The sequence below is a fragment of the Aliidiomarina iranensis genome (assembly GCF_003987135.1).
Lineage (GTDB): Bacteria > Pseudomonadota > Gammaproteobacteria > Enterobacterales > Alteromonadaceae > Aliidiomarina > Aliidiomarina iranensis.
Window position 1 is genome coordinate 683,384 of the sequence record NZ_PIPJ01000001.1, and the last position, 16,807, is coordinate 700,190.

General features: G+C 48.7%; 13 protein-coding genes. 8 read left to right on the forward strand and 5 right to left on the reverse strand.

The features are described 5' to 3' along the window. Positions 1-46 precede the first annotated feature (46 nt). Together CWE08_RS12395 and CWE08_RS12455 are read left to right on the forward strand one after the other, a co-directional pair. Entirely contained in the window at positions 47-181 is a 135-nt protein-coding gene (locus tag CWE08_RS12395; protein ID WP_275540778.1) for a hypothetical protein, read from the forward strand. Then, positions 145-243, forward strand: coding sequence for a hypothetical protein (locus tag CWE08_RS12455; RefSeq protein ID WP_275540777.1), 99 nt, complete (start codon positions 145-147; stop codon positions 241-243). The genes CWE08_RS12395 and CWE08_RS12455 overlap by 37 nt, the downstream gene beginning before the upstream one ends. A 293-nt stretch (positions 244-536) precedes the next feature. On the opposite strand, the gene CWE08_RS03090 is transcribed toward CWE08_RS12455, so the two are convergent. The 3 genes from CWE08_RS03090 to CWE08_RS03100 all read right to left on the reverse strand — a co-directional run bounded on the left by CWE08_RS03090 (position 537) and on the right by CWE08_RS03100 (position 3,826). After that, on the reverse strand, positions 537-1,919 hold the full coding sequence (locus CWE08_RS03090) for an alkaline phosphatase (RefSeq protein WP_126765474.1): 1,383 nt from the start codon (positions 1,917-1,919) through the stop codon (positions 537-539). 37 nt (positions 1,920-1,956) lie between these two features. Next, positions 1,957-2,553, reverse strand: a complete 597-nt coding sequence (gene smrA / locus CWE08_RS03095) for a DNA endonuclease SmrA (protein WP_126765476.1) — start codon at positions 2,551-2,553, stop codon at positions 1,957-1,959. 118 nt (positions 2,554-2,671) lie between these two features. Further along, entirely contained in the window at positions 2,672-3,826 is a 1,155-nt protein-coding gene (locus CWE08_RS03100; RefSeq protein ID WP_126765477.1) for a DcaP family trimeric outer membrane transporter, read from the reverse strand. 187 nt (positions 3,827-4,013) lie between these two features. Between CWE08_RS03100 and acs the strand changes: the two genes are divergently transcribed. Together acs and CWE08_RS03110 are read left to right on the forward strand one after the other, a co-directional pair. After that, entirely contained in the window at positions 4,014-5,957 is a 1,944-nt protein-coding gene (acs, locus tag CWE08_RS03105) for an acetate--CoA ligase (RefSeq protein WP_126765479.1), read from the forward strand. Positions 5,958-5,997: 40 nt separating this feature from the next. After that, positions 5,998-6,654: a response regulator transcription factor gene (locus CWE08_RS03110; protein WP_126765481.1), complete on the forward strand. Its 657-nt coding sequence runs from the start codon at positions 5,998-6,000 to the stop codon at positions 6,652-6,654. 15 nt (positions 6,655-6,669) lie between these two features. Here the strand turns inward: CWE08_RS03110 and CWE08_RS03115 are convergent, their stop codons facing one another. Next, positions 6,670-8,250 carry a protein adenylyltransferase SelO gene (locus CWE08_RS03115; protein ID WP_126765483.1) on the reverse strand — a complete coding sequence of 527 codons (1,581 nt, stop codon included), beginning with the start codon at positions 8,248-8,250 and terminating at the stop codon, positions 6,670-6,672. Further along, positions 8,250-11,714 (reverse strand): PAS domain-containing hybrid sensor histidine kinase/response regulator, encoded by a 3,465-nt coding sequence (locus CWE08_RS03120; protein WP_126765485.1) that lies wholly within the window; start codon positions 11,712-11,714, stop codon positions 8,250-8,252. Before CWE08_RS03120 ends, CWE08_RS03115 begins: the two co-directional genes overlap by 1 nt. Positions 11,715-11,963: 249 nt before the next feature. On the opposite strand from CWE08_RS03120, the gene CWE08_RS03125 reads away from it, so the two are divergent. The 4 genes from CWE08_RS03125 (at position 11,964) to CWE08_RS03140 (ending at position 16,595) form a co-directional block, all read left to right on the forward strand. Beyond that, on the forward strand, positions 11,964-12,230 hold the full coding sequence (locus CWE08_RS03125) for a DUF4212 domain-containing protein (RefSeq protein ID WP_126765487.1): 267 nt from the start codon (positions 11,964-11,966) through the stop codon (positions 12,228-12,230). Between the two features lie 3 nt (positions 12,231-12,233). Continuing rightward, complete coding sequence (locus CWE08_RS03130; RefSeq protein ID WP_126765489.1) at positions 12,234-13,940, forward strand: sodium:solute symporter family protein; 1,707 nt, start codon at positions 12,234-12,236, stop codon at positions 13,938-13,940. Positions 13,941-14,133: 193 nt separating this feature from the next. Further along, positions 14,134-15,975, forward strand: coding sequence for a DUF294 nucleotidyltransferase-like domain-containing protein (locus CWE08_RS03135; RefSeq protein ID WP_126765491.1), 1,842 nt, complete (start codon positions 14,134-14,136; stop codon positions 15,973-15,975). Then, positions 15,975-16,595: a 3'-5' exonuclease gene (locus CWE08_RS03140; RefSeq protein ID WP_126765493.1), complete on the forward strand. Its 621-nt coding sequence runs from the start codon at positions 15,975-15,977 to the stop codon at positions 16,593-16,595. The genes CWE08_RS03135 and CWE08_RS03140 overlap by 1 nt, the downstream gene beginning before the upstream one ends. Positions 16,596-16,807: the final 212 nt, after the last annotated feature.

Here is a 16,807-nt window from a genome sequence, read left to right on the forward strand (position 1 = left end):
CCACAGGCCCAGCTCGCGCCATGAGTTCGCGGGCTTTAATAAAAAAATGGCTGACGTTGATTCTGGTGTAGCAATGTTGCGTGTATTAATGGATCAATATGGTTTAAAAACAGCGGATTTTGAGCACGAAATCGGAAAAAAAGCATGGTTTCGCAAGTACTTGCTGGTAAACGAAATCTGACGAAAGAACATATTATTAAACTCGCCAATCGTTTTCAGATCAGCCCATCATCTTTCTTCTAAAGCTCGAGTTTGCGCCGACAAAATTATGGTTCATGTGGTGAACTGCGGTTCTGCAGGGCGCCCGAGGCGGATCTGTGGGCGAAGGCGCGTTTGTGGAAGGCTACGGGCAAAGCTGGGTGTCTGCGGCATGGAATTCAGTGGCGTGAGGTGGGGCTGTGGATGCCAGGCAGAAGTGTCCGCGCCAAGGATGGCGCGGTACACAGCGTCACATGGATGTGCTTGAGCGGTTCTGACTGGCATCCACAGCCCCGCCGGAAGCCGCTGACATCCATGCCGCAGCCAAGCCGGAGTTTTTAGTTCTGTACCCAATCGATGAGTTGGGTGGCGATGTCGATGTGATCTTGGGCGCCTTTGAAGTTTTCTGACCATGGGCCAATGGCGATTACCGGTACATCTTCACCGGTGTGTCCGCCTGTGGTCCAACCGGCGCCGGTGTGAAAGCGCACGATATCAATCAAAATGGCTTGGATTTCGGCGCGGCGGCGCTCGCTAGTGCTCGCGGCTACATCGGTGAGAGCGGTTTGGTGCTCCGTTGTTAACGTGAACGGCAGATATTCATCGATATAGGCATCCCAATCAACAGCGGGCATATCGTTGAGCTCAGTAGCCATCACGCGTAGGCTTCGGCCTACATTATGAATATCACCGGCACGGAATTTGTAATCACCATCAGCGCCCAAAGTTAAACCGCCGGTGCTGTGATCCGCGGTTAAGATGATTTGCGTGTCATCGCGGCCTTCGGCATATTCTTCTAAAAACAGCATTAAATCATCAAGCTCCGCCATTTCATGCATCGCACAGGCGATATCGTTAGCGTGGCCACACCAATCTACCATCGAGGCTTCAATCATTAACACGAAGGGCTTTTCGCTGTTGCCGAGTAACCGTAAGCCCTCTCTTGCCATTAGCTCTAAACGTTTTTGATCGTCGATCACAAACGGGAATGCATCGTCATGAAATAGGCCAAGCAGTGGCAAGCGCTGCTGAGTTTGCAGTTGCTCATAGCTTTCAACAACGCGAACACCGCGGTTGTTCAATGTGCGTAAATGGCTTACACGATTGCCATTTTCATCTTCGAGAACAAAATGTTTGCGGCCGCTACCGAGGAGTAAATCAAACATGGGTAAGCCATTATCATCTACCACTGCGAACTGATCAGCAATTTCATCTTCCATGCGGCGCGAGGGCACATGGGTAAAAAATGATGCCGGGGTTGCGTGGGTTACCCGTGTGGTGGCAATAGCTGCCGTTTGCCAACCTAAATCCCGCGCTTTGTGCATGATGGTTGGGATCGGATTACCATCAGCATCTACTGAAATAGCGCCATTGTAGGTTTTTACTCCAGTAGCGAGGGCGGTAGCGCTCGCGGCCGAATCGGTTACTAGCGTATCATCGGCAGGGTAGGTGCTGGCGCTGCCTACGAGGTAACGATCGAAAATGGTTTGCTCAACATCAGCGGCCATCGTGTGATTACGGCCATCTTTAAAATACCGATAGGCAGATACGAACGGGTGGCCCATACCATCGGCAATCACTAAAATGATTTGCTTAGGTTTTTCTGGCTCTTTATCGCTATCGTCATGATCATGAGCATTCACACTGAAAGGTACGGCGAGGCTCAAAAGCGTGGCACTTAATAGCAAGGTGCGTTTAAATGGCTGGCTTGATATCAACATCTTGGTATTCCTATATTTAAACTAAGGTAAACAACGTTTACCGTTTACGGTTTTGTTCTTTAGTAGCTAGTTTAACAGCCGAATTTTTCCGTATCATGACATAGCTGGCGCCGGAGCCGCCGTGAAACTTTTGGGCGGTGTGAATGGCTAATACGGGCTCGAGTTCAGGGAGCCATTGATGGCACAAACTTTTCAGTAAGGCAGGCCTAGGTTGGCTCTTCAAACCTTGGCCATGAATGATGAGTGCGGTGCGTACGCCGGTGCGGTAGCACTCTTGAATAAAGCTAGCCACCTCGCGGCGCGCTTCGCTTACTCGCAATCGATGCAAGTTAAGTGTGGCTTGTGGCTCGTAGTTACCCCGTTTTAATTGTCGGTATACGCCATCTTGCACCCCGTCATGTTTCCAACCAATCACATCGGTAGGTGCTACCCATTCGCGCACTTCTTCGCTTAACGCGGCGGCGGCATCTTCTTCTATTTTTGCTTCGGCGGCGCGGCGGCGTTCTTCTAGGCTCTCGGCCGATGCTGCCGGTGTTTTAACGGTAGCTATTTCTTTTTGTGGTAAGGGCTTCACGTCCTGCATCATTTCGCGAAACAGGTCGATGTCGTTTTTGGTTTGCTTCTGCTCTGACATAAAAAACCTCCGACACTCGCAAAGATAACTGAGTATCGGAGTTTACCAAAAATTAAGAGAGGTAACTAAGGAAAGTGGTGGCGTAAGCGCTCACTTGCTGAACACTTACGCTGAACGGTTAAAATGCATAAGTTGCGCTCACTTGGAAACGATCGAGATTGCCATCATCGCCGCTGAGCAGTTCCCGGTTAGCACGGCTTAATTCAGCTCCCACCACAAGCTTTTCGTTCACTTGATACATCAAGTTAGCAGCAATACGCTGGGTGTGATCGTTGGCATCAATACCGGTAAACTCGCGCTTATCATCGAACATGCCGCGGGAAAAAATAAAGTTTGTGCGGTATTTATCGCTCCAAACATGGCGATATGCCAAAGTAACACCGGTGTAGCCCAAGGTATCAAGGTTTAGCGCATCATCAACTACAGCTCCGTTCACAGAGTTAATACCCACGTAACGGCCAAGGCCTTCACCATATACGAAGCCTGCACGTATATCATGCTTACCCAGCTCAATTTTGGTTGAGAGGTTAATACCGTAGCCATTAATGGTATCGTTCACGCCGTCTTTACGATACTCGAGTCGCCGCACAATAGCCGCCACGCTATAATGAACATTATCGATTTTAGTTTGGTAGCGCGCGGTAAGATCGGGCATGGCGGTATCACCGGTGGTTACGCGGCTGGTGCCGCCCATATTAGGTGTTACCGTGGTTTCCGGTGCTTCTACTGAGAAACTCCAACCATTCGCCATGGTATACCGAATTTGTGGCTGCCGATTAAACACAATGCCATCGGGCGCACCTACAAAATCAGGTGCTTCCGGAATAATGGTAACATCTTGGAAATTACTCCAGTATTGGCCGGCCATCCAGTTTCGGTATTGAATAAAGGCGTGGCGCACGCGCGGCGAATAGGAGTTGGTAATGCGCTTATCACCACCTGGCGTGCCGAGAAAATCAAACTCAACATAGCCAGAAATTTGCTCACCGTTTTCTAACGTTTGTTCGGCACGAAAGAAGAATCGTGTTTCCCGAGCGTGAAAATCGGTGTAGGTGTTACTATCACTGTTACCTACTGGCGTAAGGCCCGGAATGTAAAAATCTCTGCCAATGCTGCCTGAAGGCAATGAACCGCTATCGGTTCGGCTAATCATGGCATCTAATTTGATATAGCCGCCGTAACTAAATTCGGTTTCTGCAGAAGCGTTTGCCATGCTTGCTAAGCCGCTAGCCACTAAAGTGCTCGCTAGTAAAGCGGTGGTTAAACGTTGCATATCGAGTTCCTCGTTGTGATTATTCAACAGATGGATTAGTTTTTATAAAGCGCAATTTCATGCGTTTGTAATGTGTTACAAGCATTCGACAATATGCAGATTCGGTCAATCTAGACTATGGTCTAATAGGTTTCAGGGCCCGAAATCAGTACAAATGCATACAAGAAAAATTCAGGAGGAAAGCTAAATGTCAGCACACGTGTACCCAATGCCTGACGCGGTAAAAACAGATGCGCGTTTGAATCCAGAAACTTATGCAAGCAAATATCAAGATTCAGTAAGCAACCCAGAAGCATTTTGGGCTAAAGAGGGTGAGCGCCTCACGTGGTTCAGCCCTTACAGTAAAGTTAAGCAAACAAGCTTCGCTCCCGGCAATATAGATATTCAGTGGTATGCCGATGGCACGCTTAATGCCTGTTATAACTGCGTAGATCGGCATCTGGCTGAGCGCGCCGATAAAACCGCCATTATTTGGGAAGGTGATGAAGTTGATGTACAAAAATCAATTTCCTTTCGTGAGCTGCACGAGCAAGTTGCGAAGTTCGCTAATGGTTTGAAAAAGCTGGGTGTGAAGAAAGGTGATCGAGTAGCGATTTACATGCCAATGGTGCCGGAAGCCGCTTATGCAATGCTTGCTTGTGCGCGTTTAGGTGCAGTGCATTCAGTGATTTTCGCGGGTTTTTCTCCCAATGCAATTGCCGATCGTGTTAACGATTGCGGTGCGAAAGTGGTGATCACCTCCAATGAGGGTCGCCGCGGTGGCAAAGGCGTTCCTTTAAAGCCGAACGTTGATGAAGCCCTGAGTGATGATGCATGCCCAACGGTGGAGCATGTGGTGATCTTGAAACACACGGATGTTGCTTACGACATGCAAGATGGCCGTGATGTTTGGTGGCATGAACTGATTGGTGATTGTGATACCGATTGCCCCGCCGAAGTGATGAACGCCGAAGATCCACTCTTTATTTTGTATACCTCAGGCTCAACAGGGCAACCTAAGGGCGTGGTGCATACCACCGGCGGTTACATGGTGTATGCATCCATGACTCACGAGTATACTTTTGATATCCGTGAAGATGATGTGTATTGGTGCGCGGCCGATGTGGGCTGGGTAACCGGCCATAGCTACATTGTTTACGGGCCACTGGCGAACGGTACTACAACCCTTATGTTTGAGGGCGTGCCTACTTATCCGGATGTTTCGCGTATCGGCAAAGTGGTAGATAAACACAAAGTAAATATTCTCTATACCGCACCTACGGCCATTCGTGCCCTCATGGCGAAAGGGGATTCGGCGGCAAAAGGCAGTAAACGAGATACTTTGCGTATTTTGGGGTCAGTGGGCGAACCCATTAACCCAGAGGCTTGGGAGTGGTATTACAAAACTATCGGTAATAGCCGTTGCCCTATTGTGGATACTTGGTGGCAAACAGAAACGGGCGGTATTCTAATTGCGCCATTCCCTGCGGCTACCGATATGAAGCCTGGTTCGGCGATGCTGCCATTCTTCGGCGTGAAGCCGAAGCTTGTAGATAACGAGGGGCAGGAGCTTCAAGGCGCCACGGAAGGGAATTTAATTATCGAAGATTCTTGGCCGGGGCAGGCACGCACGCTGTGGGGCGATCATGAGCGCTTTGAACAAACCTATTTTAGTACGTATAAAAATGTGTACTTTACGGGTGATGGCGCACGCCGCGACGAAGACGGTGATTTCTGGATTACCGGCCGTGTTGATGATGTCTTGAATGTTTCTGGCCATCGCTTGGGCACCGCTGAGATCGAGAGTGCATTAGTGGCTCATGAATGTGTTGCCGAAGCGGCTGTAGTGGGTTACCCCCATGATCTGAAGGGCCAAGGTATCTATGTATATGTTACCGTGGTGGATGGCGTTGAAGCCAACGATGAACTGAAGAAAACCTTGGTGCAATGGGTACGGAAAGAACTTAGCCCAATTGCTACACCAGATTATATTCAGTGGTCGCCAGGCTTGCCGAAAACCCGTTCAGGTAAAATTATGCGCCGGATTCTGCGGAAAATAGCTGGAAACGATTACAGCAATTTAGGGGATACCTCTACGCTCGCGGATCCGAGTGTGGTAGATTCACTCATTGAGAATCGATTAAACCGTTAAGGATAGGAAGCGATTAGATAGCGCTTCCGGTAAAAGTGCTATGACTCGACTACTAATCGCTGACGATCACCCATTATTTCGCGAGGCCCTGCAAGGGGCGCTCGCGAATCATTTTTCCGATCTAATAATTCGCGAAGCGGATAGCTTAGATTCCACTCTCGATGCCTTAAATCAAGATGATGACGTAGATTTACTTCTCCTCGATCTGCATATGCCAGGTGCGGGTGATTTGTATGGCTTAATTCGGATCCGCAAAGATTATCCACTACTTCCTGTAGCGGTAATTTCCGGTGCCGAGGATCAACAAGTTATTAGCCGGTGTATGGGCTTTGGTGCCTTAGGTTTTATCCCGAAATCTTTAGCCTCTGCGGAAATTGCCAATGCGATTGCCAGTATTCTTGATGGCGATGAGTGGCTACCCGAGGGTATGGCTGAGCAAATCGGTGATGTGAGCCAAGAAGATAAAGAGCTCGCTGAGAAAGTTGCGGATTTAACACCGCAGCAATATCGGGTGCTATTTTATGTGCATGAAGGTTTGCTGAATAAGCAAATTGCCTACCAGCTGGGCATTACCGAGGCCACAGTGAAAGCCCATATGACGGCTATTTTCCGTAAATTGAACGTGTATAGCCGCACCCAAGCCGTGCTGCTAGCTGAACGTTTACAACTTTCCCCACCCGAGCAAAGTAGCAATTAGGTAGTTAAGCGCCAGTTAAGTGCCACAAAAGGTGCGGGTAACTTCCTCACCTTTGGCGGGGCCCTGATAAAGCGCTAACTCGCTTTCGCTGCGGGGCATTTCATAAGGGTGCTGCCAGGCATTAAGTAGCGCGTTGAACTGAGTTAAATCACCATTTTCCTCTACCGCTAAAATTGCTTCGGCAATACGATGATTGCGGGGAATAATTGCCGGATTCACTTGCTGCATATTCGTTTGCATCTGTTCAGCGCTGGTATCATTGCTAATTAAGCGCTCAAGCCAACTTTGCCGCCATAGCTGAAAATCTGAGTTCGCTGCGGCAGAAGCATTCAGAAACAACGAAGATGTTGGGCTTTCCGGCCCGCTGTTCGCGCTTTGCGTACAGTTGAGTTCATTGGCGAGTTGCCAAAACGCTTGGGTGTAATCAATATTATATTGGTGCAACAAAGCTAAGAACTGGTTAATTAAGGCTAAATCAGCTTTGGTAACATGCTGAATGCCCAATTTAGCACCCATAGTGGTGAGCCATAGTTCATTTGCATACTCGCTGTAATCGTCAAGGACACGAGTGGCGAGCTCAATAGCTTCAGCTTTATCAGTCTCTCCGGCTGTATCTCCGGTAATCAGGGGCAATAAGGTTTCGGCAAAACGCGCAAGGTTCCACTTGGCAATCTCGATTTGTTGATTAAAGGCATAGCGGCCGCGGCGATCAATAGAACTAAATACTTTATTTGGATTGTAACTATCCAGAAATGCAGCGGGGCCATAATCAATAGTTTCGCCACAAATCGATGTGTTATCCGTATTCATTACGCCATGTATAAAGCCAATTCGCAGCCACTGGTTTACTAACTCGGCTTGCCGCTCAGCAACCTGAGTAAGTAATCCAAGGTATCGGGTTTTGCTATCGTCAATTTTCGCTAAGTGCGAAAAGTGGCGAGCAATGGTGTAATCCGCTAGCGCTTTAACCTTATCTTCGCCGCCGTGCAAAAGTGCGAATTGAAAGCTGCCAACGCGAATGTGGCTGCTGGCTACTCGGGTAAAAATAGCGCCGGGTACTGCATCTTCACGAAACACCATTTCGCCGCTGGCCACCGCTGCTAGTGCTCGGGTAGTAGGTACACCAAGTGCCTGCATGCTCTCGCTTAAAAGATATTCCCGCATCACTGGGCCAATGGCAGAACGGCCATCACCGCCGCGGCTAAAAGGGGTTCGGCCAGCACCTTTGAGTTGCAAATCGAAAAGCTTACCATCAGCTGAGCGAACTTCGGCAAGAAGCAGCGCGCGGCCATCGCCAAGTTGCGGGTTCAAATGAGCAAATTGATGGCCAGAATAAGCAAGTGCCGCTGGCTTCGCCCAATCTGGGGTGTGGTTCCCAGCCCAGATGAATAAACCCTCATCGGTATCCCTTATCTTTTCTGGAATATTTAATTGTTCCGCAAGGCTCTGGTTAAAGGCAATCCACTGCGGGTTTCGCACCGCGGTGGGTTCTGCATCGCGATAAAAAAAATCACCGAGTGCTCGCAAGCTGTGCTCAGTTTCCCAGCCTTCGGTAACGGCTGTTGAATCTTGGCGATGTGTTGGCTGCTTGTGCATTATCGTGTTTCCTTTTGCCGCTGCATGTGTTGCATCAAAGCTTTGAGCTGAGCGGGTTTTACCGGTTTAGCTAAAAACTGTAAACCCAAGTTACGCGCTTCTGCTTTCACTTCCGGTTCGCGCACAGCGGTTACTAGTGCGCCGGGTACTGGGTTTTGCCATATATCTTGCAAGGCACGCCAAAGGGAAATGCCATCACCGTGCTCTCCTAGTTGGTAATCAAGCAGCGCACCATCGGGTGCGGGATTGCTTTGCGCCCAAGCAATGGCTTCACTTGGCGTAGTAAATTGAATGGCTTGGCAGCTCCATTTACTTAGCAGTGCCTGCAGTGCTGCTAAGTTTTCTGGGTCATCATCCACGCAGAGCACTTTTAAGCCATCATAGGCTTGGCTTGAACGCTCGGGGCGTGAGCGCGGTATTACTTGGCTTGCATGCCCCAATGGCACGAGCACCGAAAAGCGCGATCCTTTACCCAATGCAGATTTAATCTCCAGTGGGCAATCGAGTTGTTCCGCCATGCGTTTGGCTACACTGAGCCCTAAACCAACACCACTAATCGAACCTTGGTGCAAGCGAATAAAGGCTTCAAATACTTCATTGTGCTTTTGTTCAGGAATACCAGGGCCGGTATCCCAAACCGCGAGCTCAGCAAATTGCCCCCGCTGGCGTACGGTGAGCAAAACCTTCCCACTTTCAGTGTATTTAATGGCATTGGATAAAAAGTTTTGAATAATGCGGCGCAAGTAAGTGGGATCAGTGTACACAGTAAGGTTTCGTAAGCGCGCTTTAAACTGTAAATCCTGCTGCTCCGCCAATACCGAATACTCAGGCACCAGCGGGCCGAGAATGGTGTTCAAATCAATATGCTTGAGTTGCGGTTGCAGAGCACCCTGTTCCATTTTAGCAATGGAAAGTAAAGCGGAAAGCAAGTGCTCGGTGGAATCAAGAGCATTATCTACCTTGTGCAGCAAGCCTTGATTTTTCGGACCTAAGGATTGCTGATCCACTGCCGAAAGATATAAGCGCGCCGCGTTGAGTGGCTGCAAAATATCGTGGCTTGCAAGTGCTAAGAACCGAGTTTTACTGGCATTGGCGAACTCAGCTTCCGCTTTGGCAGCTTGCAGCGCCACCTCAATTTCTCGGCGGCGCTCAATCTCTTCTGTTAACTCACGGTTTATCTCCCGAACTTCATCAGTGCGGCTGCGAATGCGCGCCTCTAGATCAATATTGGCATCTTCAAGCGCTTGTTGAGTTTCAATGTGTTCGGTAACGTCGGTAAAACTGGTAACAAAACCGCCATTGGGTAAGGGTTTGCCAATCATTTCAATTACGCGGCCATCCGAGCGCCGGCGAATGAAGCGGTGAGCCGAGCCCTGTTGCATGTAACGCAAACGCTTATCAACTAATTCATCCACCTCACCTACGCCACATTCACCGCGCTCAGCATTGTAGCGGATGAGATCAGCAATAGGCCGGCCGGGCTGTACCATGCCATCGGGGTATTCGAATAATTCTAGGTAACGCCGGTTCCAAACCACTAATCGCAGGTGCTTATCTACCACCGAGATACCTTGAGCAAGGTTCTCTAAAGAGCTGAACATAATCGATTGCTGATCTTGCAATGCTTGGGTAGTGTCATCGAAAAAGTGCACTACTTCTTCAAGATTGAGCTGCCGATTTTCTAACGCTGCATTTACCAAAGAGCGCGCCGTTGCGGCTCCGAGCACACCACTAATGGCACGTTCCGCATAATCGGTAAATTGTAAATCAGCCACGCCTTGGCGGTTCAACGGCTGGTGCCGCTCGTAGGCTTTTACGAGCTCTTCGCAACGCTCATTGCCTAGAAATGTTTCCATGAGCAACACTAAATCGGCTACACGAGTTTCTTGTAGGTTGCTATTGCCAGTAATGGGTTGGCCATTCTTTCTTGGTTTTACAAAGGCAGTGGCTTGAATTTTATCCACCAATGCCGGTACCGCAAGGTAGCTGAAGAGGGTGTAGGCGGCCACGTTCAGGGCTAAGCTGATCACTGTACCGCGAGTTATTATTTGTTCGGCTAAGGCAATATCGGCTTGTGAAAGTGGTAGCAAAATCGCGAATAACCAACCCAATAAGCCGGCAATAAGCCCCATATATACGCCCTGGGCATGGCCTTTGCGCCAATACATACCACCAATAATTGCCGGTAGCAGCTGTAACACCAGAGAGAAGGCTAACAAACCGATACTCACAAGGTTCAGCTGCGCCATCCATAAATGATAACAAGCCCAACCGAGCATCAATACCGCCAAAATAGCCTGTCGCCGAACGCGAATTAAACGGCGGGAAAATCGATGTGGCTGGGGGATTTTTCGGCCTTCACGGGTAAGCCATACGGGCATTACTACATCGTTACTGATCATGGTGCTAAGGGTGAGCGTGGCGATAATTACCATAGCGGTTGCCGCCGATATACCCCCGATGTACACCAAAATAGCGAGCCATGTTTGCCCATATAAAAACGGAATTAACAGCGGATAAACCGAGCCATCACCGGCAAGACCGGCATTATTTCCCAACAAGCCAACACCACTCACGGCAATTGCGGCTATCGCAAGTGAGGTGAGTAACAGGTATAGCGGGAATAACCAACGTGCGGTTTTCAGGTGGTTTATATCCACATTATCCACCACGCTAACATGAAATTGCCGCGGTAAACATAAAATAGCCCCGGCCGCCATGGCCAGTTGAATGAAAAAGTCTGGTGTCATGGCCCCACGAAAGGTCCAGCCTGAATCGAGGTTTAGGCTTTGAATGTGGCTGGCGAAGCTGGCATCCGAAGTGCTGCGAAACAGAATCCAAGCAAAAATAGCGGCACCGCAGAGGGCTACGAGTTTTATGGTTGATTCAAACGCAATTGCTAACATCATACCGCTGCGATATTCAGTAACTTCTAACCGCCGAGTGCCAAACACAATAGCAAAAGCGGCCATGAGCACCGCGATCCCCAGTTCCTTATACGAGTTGCTACTCGCTTCTGGGCTGAGTTGGCTAAGTACATTGAAGCTAATACCCACAGCTTTTAACTGGAGGGCAATGTAGGGAATCACCGCCGCGGCGGCGATCATGGTAACAACTAAAGCCATTTTGTGGCTTTTGCCATAACGGGAGGCAATAAAATCAGCAATAGAAGTGGTATTTTGTTGCTTACTCACCGCAACGAGCTTGCGCACTACCGGCATGCCAAACATATACAGAAGAATTGGCCCCAGCAGAATGGGCAAGAAGCTCCAACCGCTATCAATGGCATTTCCTACCGCGCCGTAGTATGTCCAAGTGGTGCAATAAATCGCCAGCGATAAACCATAAACCCAGGGGTGCAAGCTCAATTTGTAACCGAGGCTACCTTTTTTCTCGCCCCAGAGCGCGATTAAAAATAGCAATGCAATATAGCCAACGGCGGAAATAATTAAAATCCAGGTCATGGTGTTCGCTTCTTCTCGAAAGGATGTGCTCAGAGTATCGTTTTCTGTGCCTTTAGTTAAGCCCCACGTGAAGGCAGCCGGGCAGTGATAAAACAAGTAAAGCACAGGTATTAATTTTGGGTATTAGACTAATGTCCAATTTCGCAAAATCCTATCTTCTACGATGCTTGTTTCCGTACATTGGAAAGAACCACCTAGATAGTAATAATAATTGGGTGGCACCCATAATAACAACTGGAGGACACACGTATGGCATTTGAATCGCAAGATCATGCCAAAGCCTATTGGAAAGAGAACCTAAGGTTAATGCTCAAGCTATTAACGGTATGGTTCGTGGTTTCTTTTGGGTTCGGTATCATATTGGTTGATGTGTTAAATAACATCACCTTCTTCGGCTTTAAGTTGGGCTTTTGGTTTGCACAACAAGGCGCAATTTACACTTTTATTGTGTTGATTTTCATCTACATCAAGCAGATGAACAAACTCGATAGAAAATACAAGGTTGAAGAGGAATAAACCATGGATATTAAAACACTCACATTTATCGTGGTTGGTGCAACTTTTGCCTTGTATATCGGTATTGCGATTTGGGCACGTGCAGGTTCTACCAACGATTTCTACGTAGCAGGCGGCGGTGTTCCCCCGGTTGCCAATGGGATGGCAACCGCAGCCGATTGGATGTCTGCGGCCTCCTTCATTTCAATGGCAGGTTTAATCTCGATTCTTGGTTATGATGGTAGTGTTTACCTCATGGGCTGGACCGGCGGTTATGTTCTGCTAGCACTTTGTTTAGCACCTTATTTGCGTAAGTTTGGTAAGTTTACCGTGCCAGATTTCATTGGTGATCGCTATTACTCACAAACGGCACGAACGGTAGCGGTGATTTGTGCGATCTTGGTGTCGTTTACCTACATCGCTGGGCAAATGCGTGGTGTTGGCGTGGTATTCAGCCGCTTCTTAGAAGTGGATATTACTACTGGCGTACTTATCGGTATGGCGATGGTGTATTTCTATACGCTGCTAGGCGGCATGAAAGGCATCACGTACACCCAGGTTGCTCAGTATTGTATTTTGGCTTTTGCCTATACAGTGCCAGCGGTGTTTATCACGCTGCAAATGACCGGGCATTTCTTGCCACAAACGGGCTTTGGTGCAACCTTAGCCGATGGTTCTGGCATGTATTTACTAGAACGCCTTGATGGCCTTTCTACCCAACTTGGCTTTGCCGAGTATACCGAGGGTACGAAATCCGGCATTGATGTGTTCGCCATTACTATGGCGTTAATGGTGGGTACGGCAGGTTTACCACACGTAATTATTCGTTTCTTCACCGTACCAAAAGTAAGCGATGCGCGCCGCTCTGGTGGTTGGGCGTTAGTATTTATCGCTGTGGTTTATACAACTGCACCGGCGATAGCTTCGATCACTAAGGTGAACATTTTGAACACCTTGAACGGGCCGGATCAGCAAGGGGTGTTGTATGAAAACGCGCCAAGCTGGGTAGATACTTGGGAGAAGACTGGGCTTATTCAGTGGGAAGATAATAACGAAGATGGCCGTATGTTCTTCTCGAACGATGAGCGCAATGAAATGAGCGTTGATGCGGATATTATCGTATTAGCCAGCCCAGAAATTGCCAGCTTACCGAATTGGGTTGTGGCTTTGGTAGCAGCAGGTGGCGTAGCCGCGGCATTATCAACCTCAGCGGGTTTGTTATTGGTTATTTCTAGCTCTGTATCCCACGATCTGTTCAAGCGAACCTTGATGCCTAATATTACCGATAGGCAAGAACTGTTATACGCGCGTATTGCTGCCGGTGTGGCGGTGCTCATTGGGGCTTACTTTGGGATTAATCCACCGGGCTTCGTGGCACAGGTGGTCGCCTTCGCGTTCGGTTTGGCTGCGGCCTCGTTCTTCCCAGCCATCATTATGGGTATCTTCCATAAACGCATGAATAGTGCAGGCGCCATTGCCGGTATGGTTGTAGGTATTGTGTTCACCTTGAGCTACATTATTTACTTCCGCTTCGTGAACCCAGCGGCAGATACGCCAGAAAACTGGTTGTTCGGTATTTCACCAGAAGGGATTGGCACCGTGGGCATGATTCTGAACTTTGTTGTAGCTTTAGTGGTGTTGAAGTTCACTAAAGATGCGCCAGAGGAAATTCAAGAAATGGTAGAATCCATCCGGTATCCGAAAGGTGCTGGCGCGGCTACCAGCCATTAATCTTGAAGTGGTAAATACAACCATGTGAAAACTCAACAAGCCCCGGCATTGCCCGGGGCTTTTTTTCACGTAAACTGCAAAAAGGAACCATAGAAAATGGTGTCAGGCACCGTTTTCTATGGCACTTAAATACTGGGTACGGGAAAATGGTGTCAGGCACCATGTTCTGTGGCACTTAAATAAGGGATGCGAGATGGCGAGTGTAAGTGCGGATACGCGCGAATTTTTGGCGAATACGCCACCGTTTGATAGTTTGCCCCCCGAGCATTTACAGTATGCGGCCGAGCAAATGCAGGCCATGTATGTGTGCCAAGATAACCGGCACGACATCATGCAACCGGATACCCACCAACTGTATTTGGTACGTTCCGGCGCCTATGATTTGGTGGATAAAGAGAACCAACATCTGGATCGCTTAGAGCCCGGCGATTTATTCGGTTTTCCTTCACTCTTAACCGGCCGCCCGATCACCAACAAATTGCAAGTAATAGCCGATGGCATTATTTGGATTTGGCCGGAAACCGCGTTTAATGAACTGCGGCGGCAAAGCCAAGCGTTCGAGCGATATTTCGTAAACGCGCACGGCCAACGCTTATTGTCGGAGCAGGGAAAGAGCCAAGGGGCCGATTGGAGCGAAAAAACCATCGGCTCGGTTATCGAACGGAAACCGATTCAAATTACCAGTACCGCCAGCATTCGAAGTGCAGCACAGCTAATGGCCGCAGAACGTGTTTCTTGCTTATTGGTGGTTGATGAGCAGCAACTTCGCGGTATTTTAACCGATCGAGATTTACGTAATCGTGTTGTGGCGGTAGGTGTGAATTTCGATGTTGCCGTTGCCGCGGTTATGACACCAATGCCCGCTATAGTGCATGCCCGTGATAGCCTTTTTGATGCCCTTACCATCATGGGCCAAGCGAATATTCATCACTTACCCGTACTGGATGATAACGAGGTGCCAATCGGCGTTCTTACAAATACTGATTTAATGCAGCAGCAGCGCAGTGAACCCGTGCTCCTCATTAATGCGTTATTTAAAGCTAACAGCCGCACAGCACTGATCGAAGAAGCAAATAAAATTCCAGATTACCTGCGTAGCTTCGCGAGCCGCGTAAAAGATATTGGTATTGTTGGCCGGCTACTCACCTCGCTTACCGATGGTATTACCCGCAAACTTATTCGTTTGTACGAACAAGAGCACGGCAGCGCGCCATGCACTTATGTTTGGCTCGCTTTTGGCTCGCAAGCACGTGGTGATCAAACCTTAGGTTCGGATCAAGACAACGCATTGCTGTTGCCCGATGAAATCACTGATGGCCAGCGGCAGTGGTTCGCTGATATGTCGGTGTATGTTTGTGAAGGTTTAGCGGAATGTGGCATTCGCCTTTGCCCCGGCAACATCATGGCAATGAACCCGGATTTACAGAAGAATCGCCTAGAATGGCGGGAAAAATTCTTGCAATGGATTCGTTCACCTACCCCAAAAGCGATTATGCATTGCATGATATTTTTCGATAGCCGGCCGGTTGCCGGCAGCCACCAACTTTATCGGCAACATCGAGAAGATGTAGCAAAGTTAGCGAAACAAGATATGTTTCTCGCCGCCATAGCTCGGCACATAGGTGAGCTCAACGTGCCATTGGGTTTGTTCAATCGCTTTCGCACCAAAACCGAAGGTGATTTCGAATACATTGATATCAAAAAACAAGCGGTTGCTATTCTTAATGATATTGTCCGTTTATATAGTTTGGCGAACGGCCTCACTGTGCCATCAACCCCAGCACGGTTAGAGCAACTAAAGGGCACGAGTTCGCTAAGCAACAGGGATAACCAGAATCTTCTAGAAGCGTGGCAATTTTTAACTGGCTTGCGTTTAAGTGCGCAAATGTATCGAACAGAAGATTCTAAAATACCTTCCAATTCGGTAGACCCAGAGGCTTTAAGTACCATGCAGCGGCGGCAACTAAAAGCTGCCTTCAAAGTCATTAAAGATGCCCAGCAAGGGGTTTCATTTAAATTCGGGCGAAACATGTAATGTTCGAAAAAATGGCCAATTGGCAGCATTTACGAATGCCATGGCGTTCAGCGAAATGGTTAGCCATCGATATCGAAACTAACGGGCTAGATGCCAAAGGCGATGCCATGTTGGCGTTAGCGTGGGTGGCGATTCAGCCTCCGCGCATTATGTTGAATGAAGCTGAGTATCGGGTGGTTAACACGAATTTGGAGTTAACCCAAAGCGCAGTTGTTCATCAGTTATCGCTAAGCGATATCGCAGCTGGTTTGCCGTTAGAAGAGGTTCTACAAGATTTTATTGAGGCCGCAGAGGGGGCGATTATTGTTGCTCATAACGCCCAATTCGATGCGGCGGTTTTGCAGCAAGCGTTAAAACAAACAAACATGAGCTGGCATCCTGATGGCGTTTATTGTACCTTGCGGGCCGAACGCCGCCGATTGGAGCGGCAATCAAAAACATTGAAACCGGATTCGCTCACTTTAGCAGCCTGCCGCGAGCGTTACGGCTTCGATGCCTTCAGTGGCCACCACGCCCTAAACGATGCTATCGCCTGCGCCGAACTCTTCCTAGCCCAAGCCTTCCGCTACAGCTCCGGCCACACTCCGAATGCGCGCTCGCTACTAAAAGAGGGGCGTTGAGGGAGCTATAAAACTAAGCCGTTAAATACGGAGCGTGGCTCAGCTTCCGCAGGTGGTTCCTAGCTCATTCCGAACCGCTCGAGCACATATATGGACACCTCACATTACGCAAGTTGTTTAGTGACATAGTTTTACTTTGTTTTTAACCAGCTTTGCGCGATGTGAACAGGATAAAACTGCACTCGTATATACGGCCTGTTATGAGCTTCAAG

Excerpts from the sequence above, each read along its gene's own strand:
- CWE08_RS12395 (WP_275540778.1), top strand. The coding sequence starts at position 47 with ATGGCTGACGTTGATTCTGGTGTAGCAATGTTGCGTGTATTAATGGAT.
- CWE08_RS12455 (WP_275540777.1), top strand. The coding sequence starts at position 145 with ATGGTTTCGCAAGTACTTGCTGGTAAACGAAATCTGACGAAAGAACAT.
- CWE08_RS03090 (WP_126765474.1), bottom strand. The coding sequence starts at position 1,919 with ATGTTGATATCAAGCCAGCCATTTAAACGCACCTTGCTATTAAGTGCC.
- smrA (WP_126765476.1), bottom strand. The coding sequence starts at position 2,553 with ATGTCAGAGCAGAAGCAAACCAAAAACGACATCGACCTGTTTCGCGAA.
- CWE08_RS03100 (WP_126765477.1), bottom strand. The coding sequence starts at position 3,826 with ATGCAACGTTTAACCACCGCTTTACTAGCGAGCACTTTAGTGGCTAGC.
- acs (WP_126765479.1), top strand. The coding sequence starts at position 4,014 with ATGTCAGCACACGTGTACCCAATGCCTGACGCGGTAAAAACAGATGCG.
- CWE08_RS03110 (WP_126765481.1), top strand. The coding sequence starts at position 5,998 with ATGACTCGACTACTAATCGCTGACGATCACCCATTATTTCGCGAGGCC.
- CWE08_RS03115 (WP_126765483.1), bottom strand. The coding sequence starts at position 8,250 with ATGCACAAGCAGCCAACACATCGCCAAGATTCAACAGCCGTTACCGAA.
- CWE08_RS03120 (WP_126765485.1), bottom strand. The coding sequence starts at position 11,714 with ATGACCTGGATTTTAATTATTTCCGCCGTTGGCTATATTGCATTGCTA.
- CWE08_RS03125 (WP_126765487.1), top strand. The coding sequence starts at position 11,964 with ATGGCATTTGAATCGCAAGATCATGCCAAAGCCTATTGGAAAGAGAAC.
- CWE08_RS03130 (WP_126765489.1), top strand. The coding sequence starts at position 12,234 with ATGGATATTAAAACACTCACATTTATCGTGGTTGGTGCAACTTTTGCC.
- CWE08_RS03135 (WP_126765491.1), top strand. The coding sequence starts at position 14,134 with ATGGCGAGTGTAAGTGCGGATACGCGCGAATTTTTGGCGAATACGCCA.
- CWE08_RS03140 (WP_126765493.1), top strand. The coding sequence starts at position 15,975 with ATGTTCGAAAAAATGGCCAATTGGCAGCATTTACGAATGCCATGGCGT.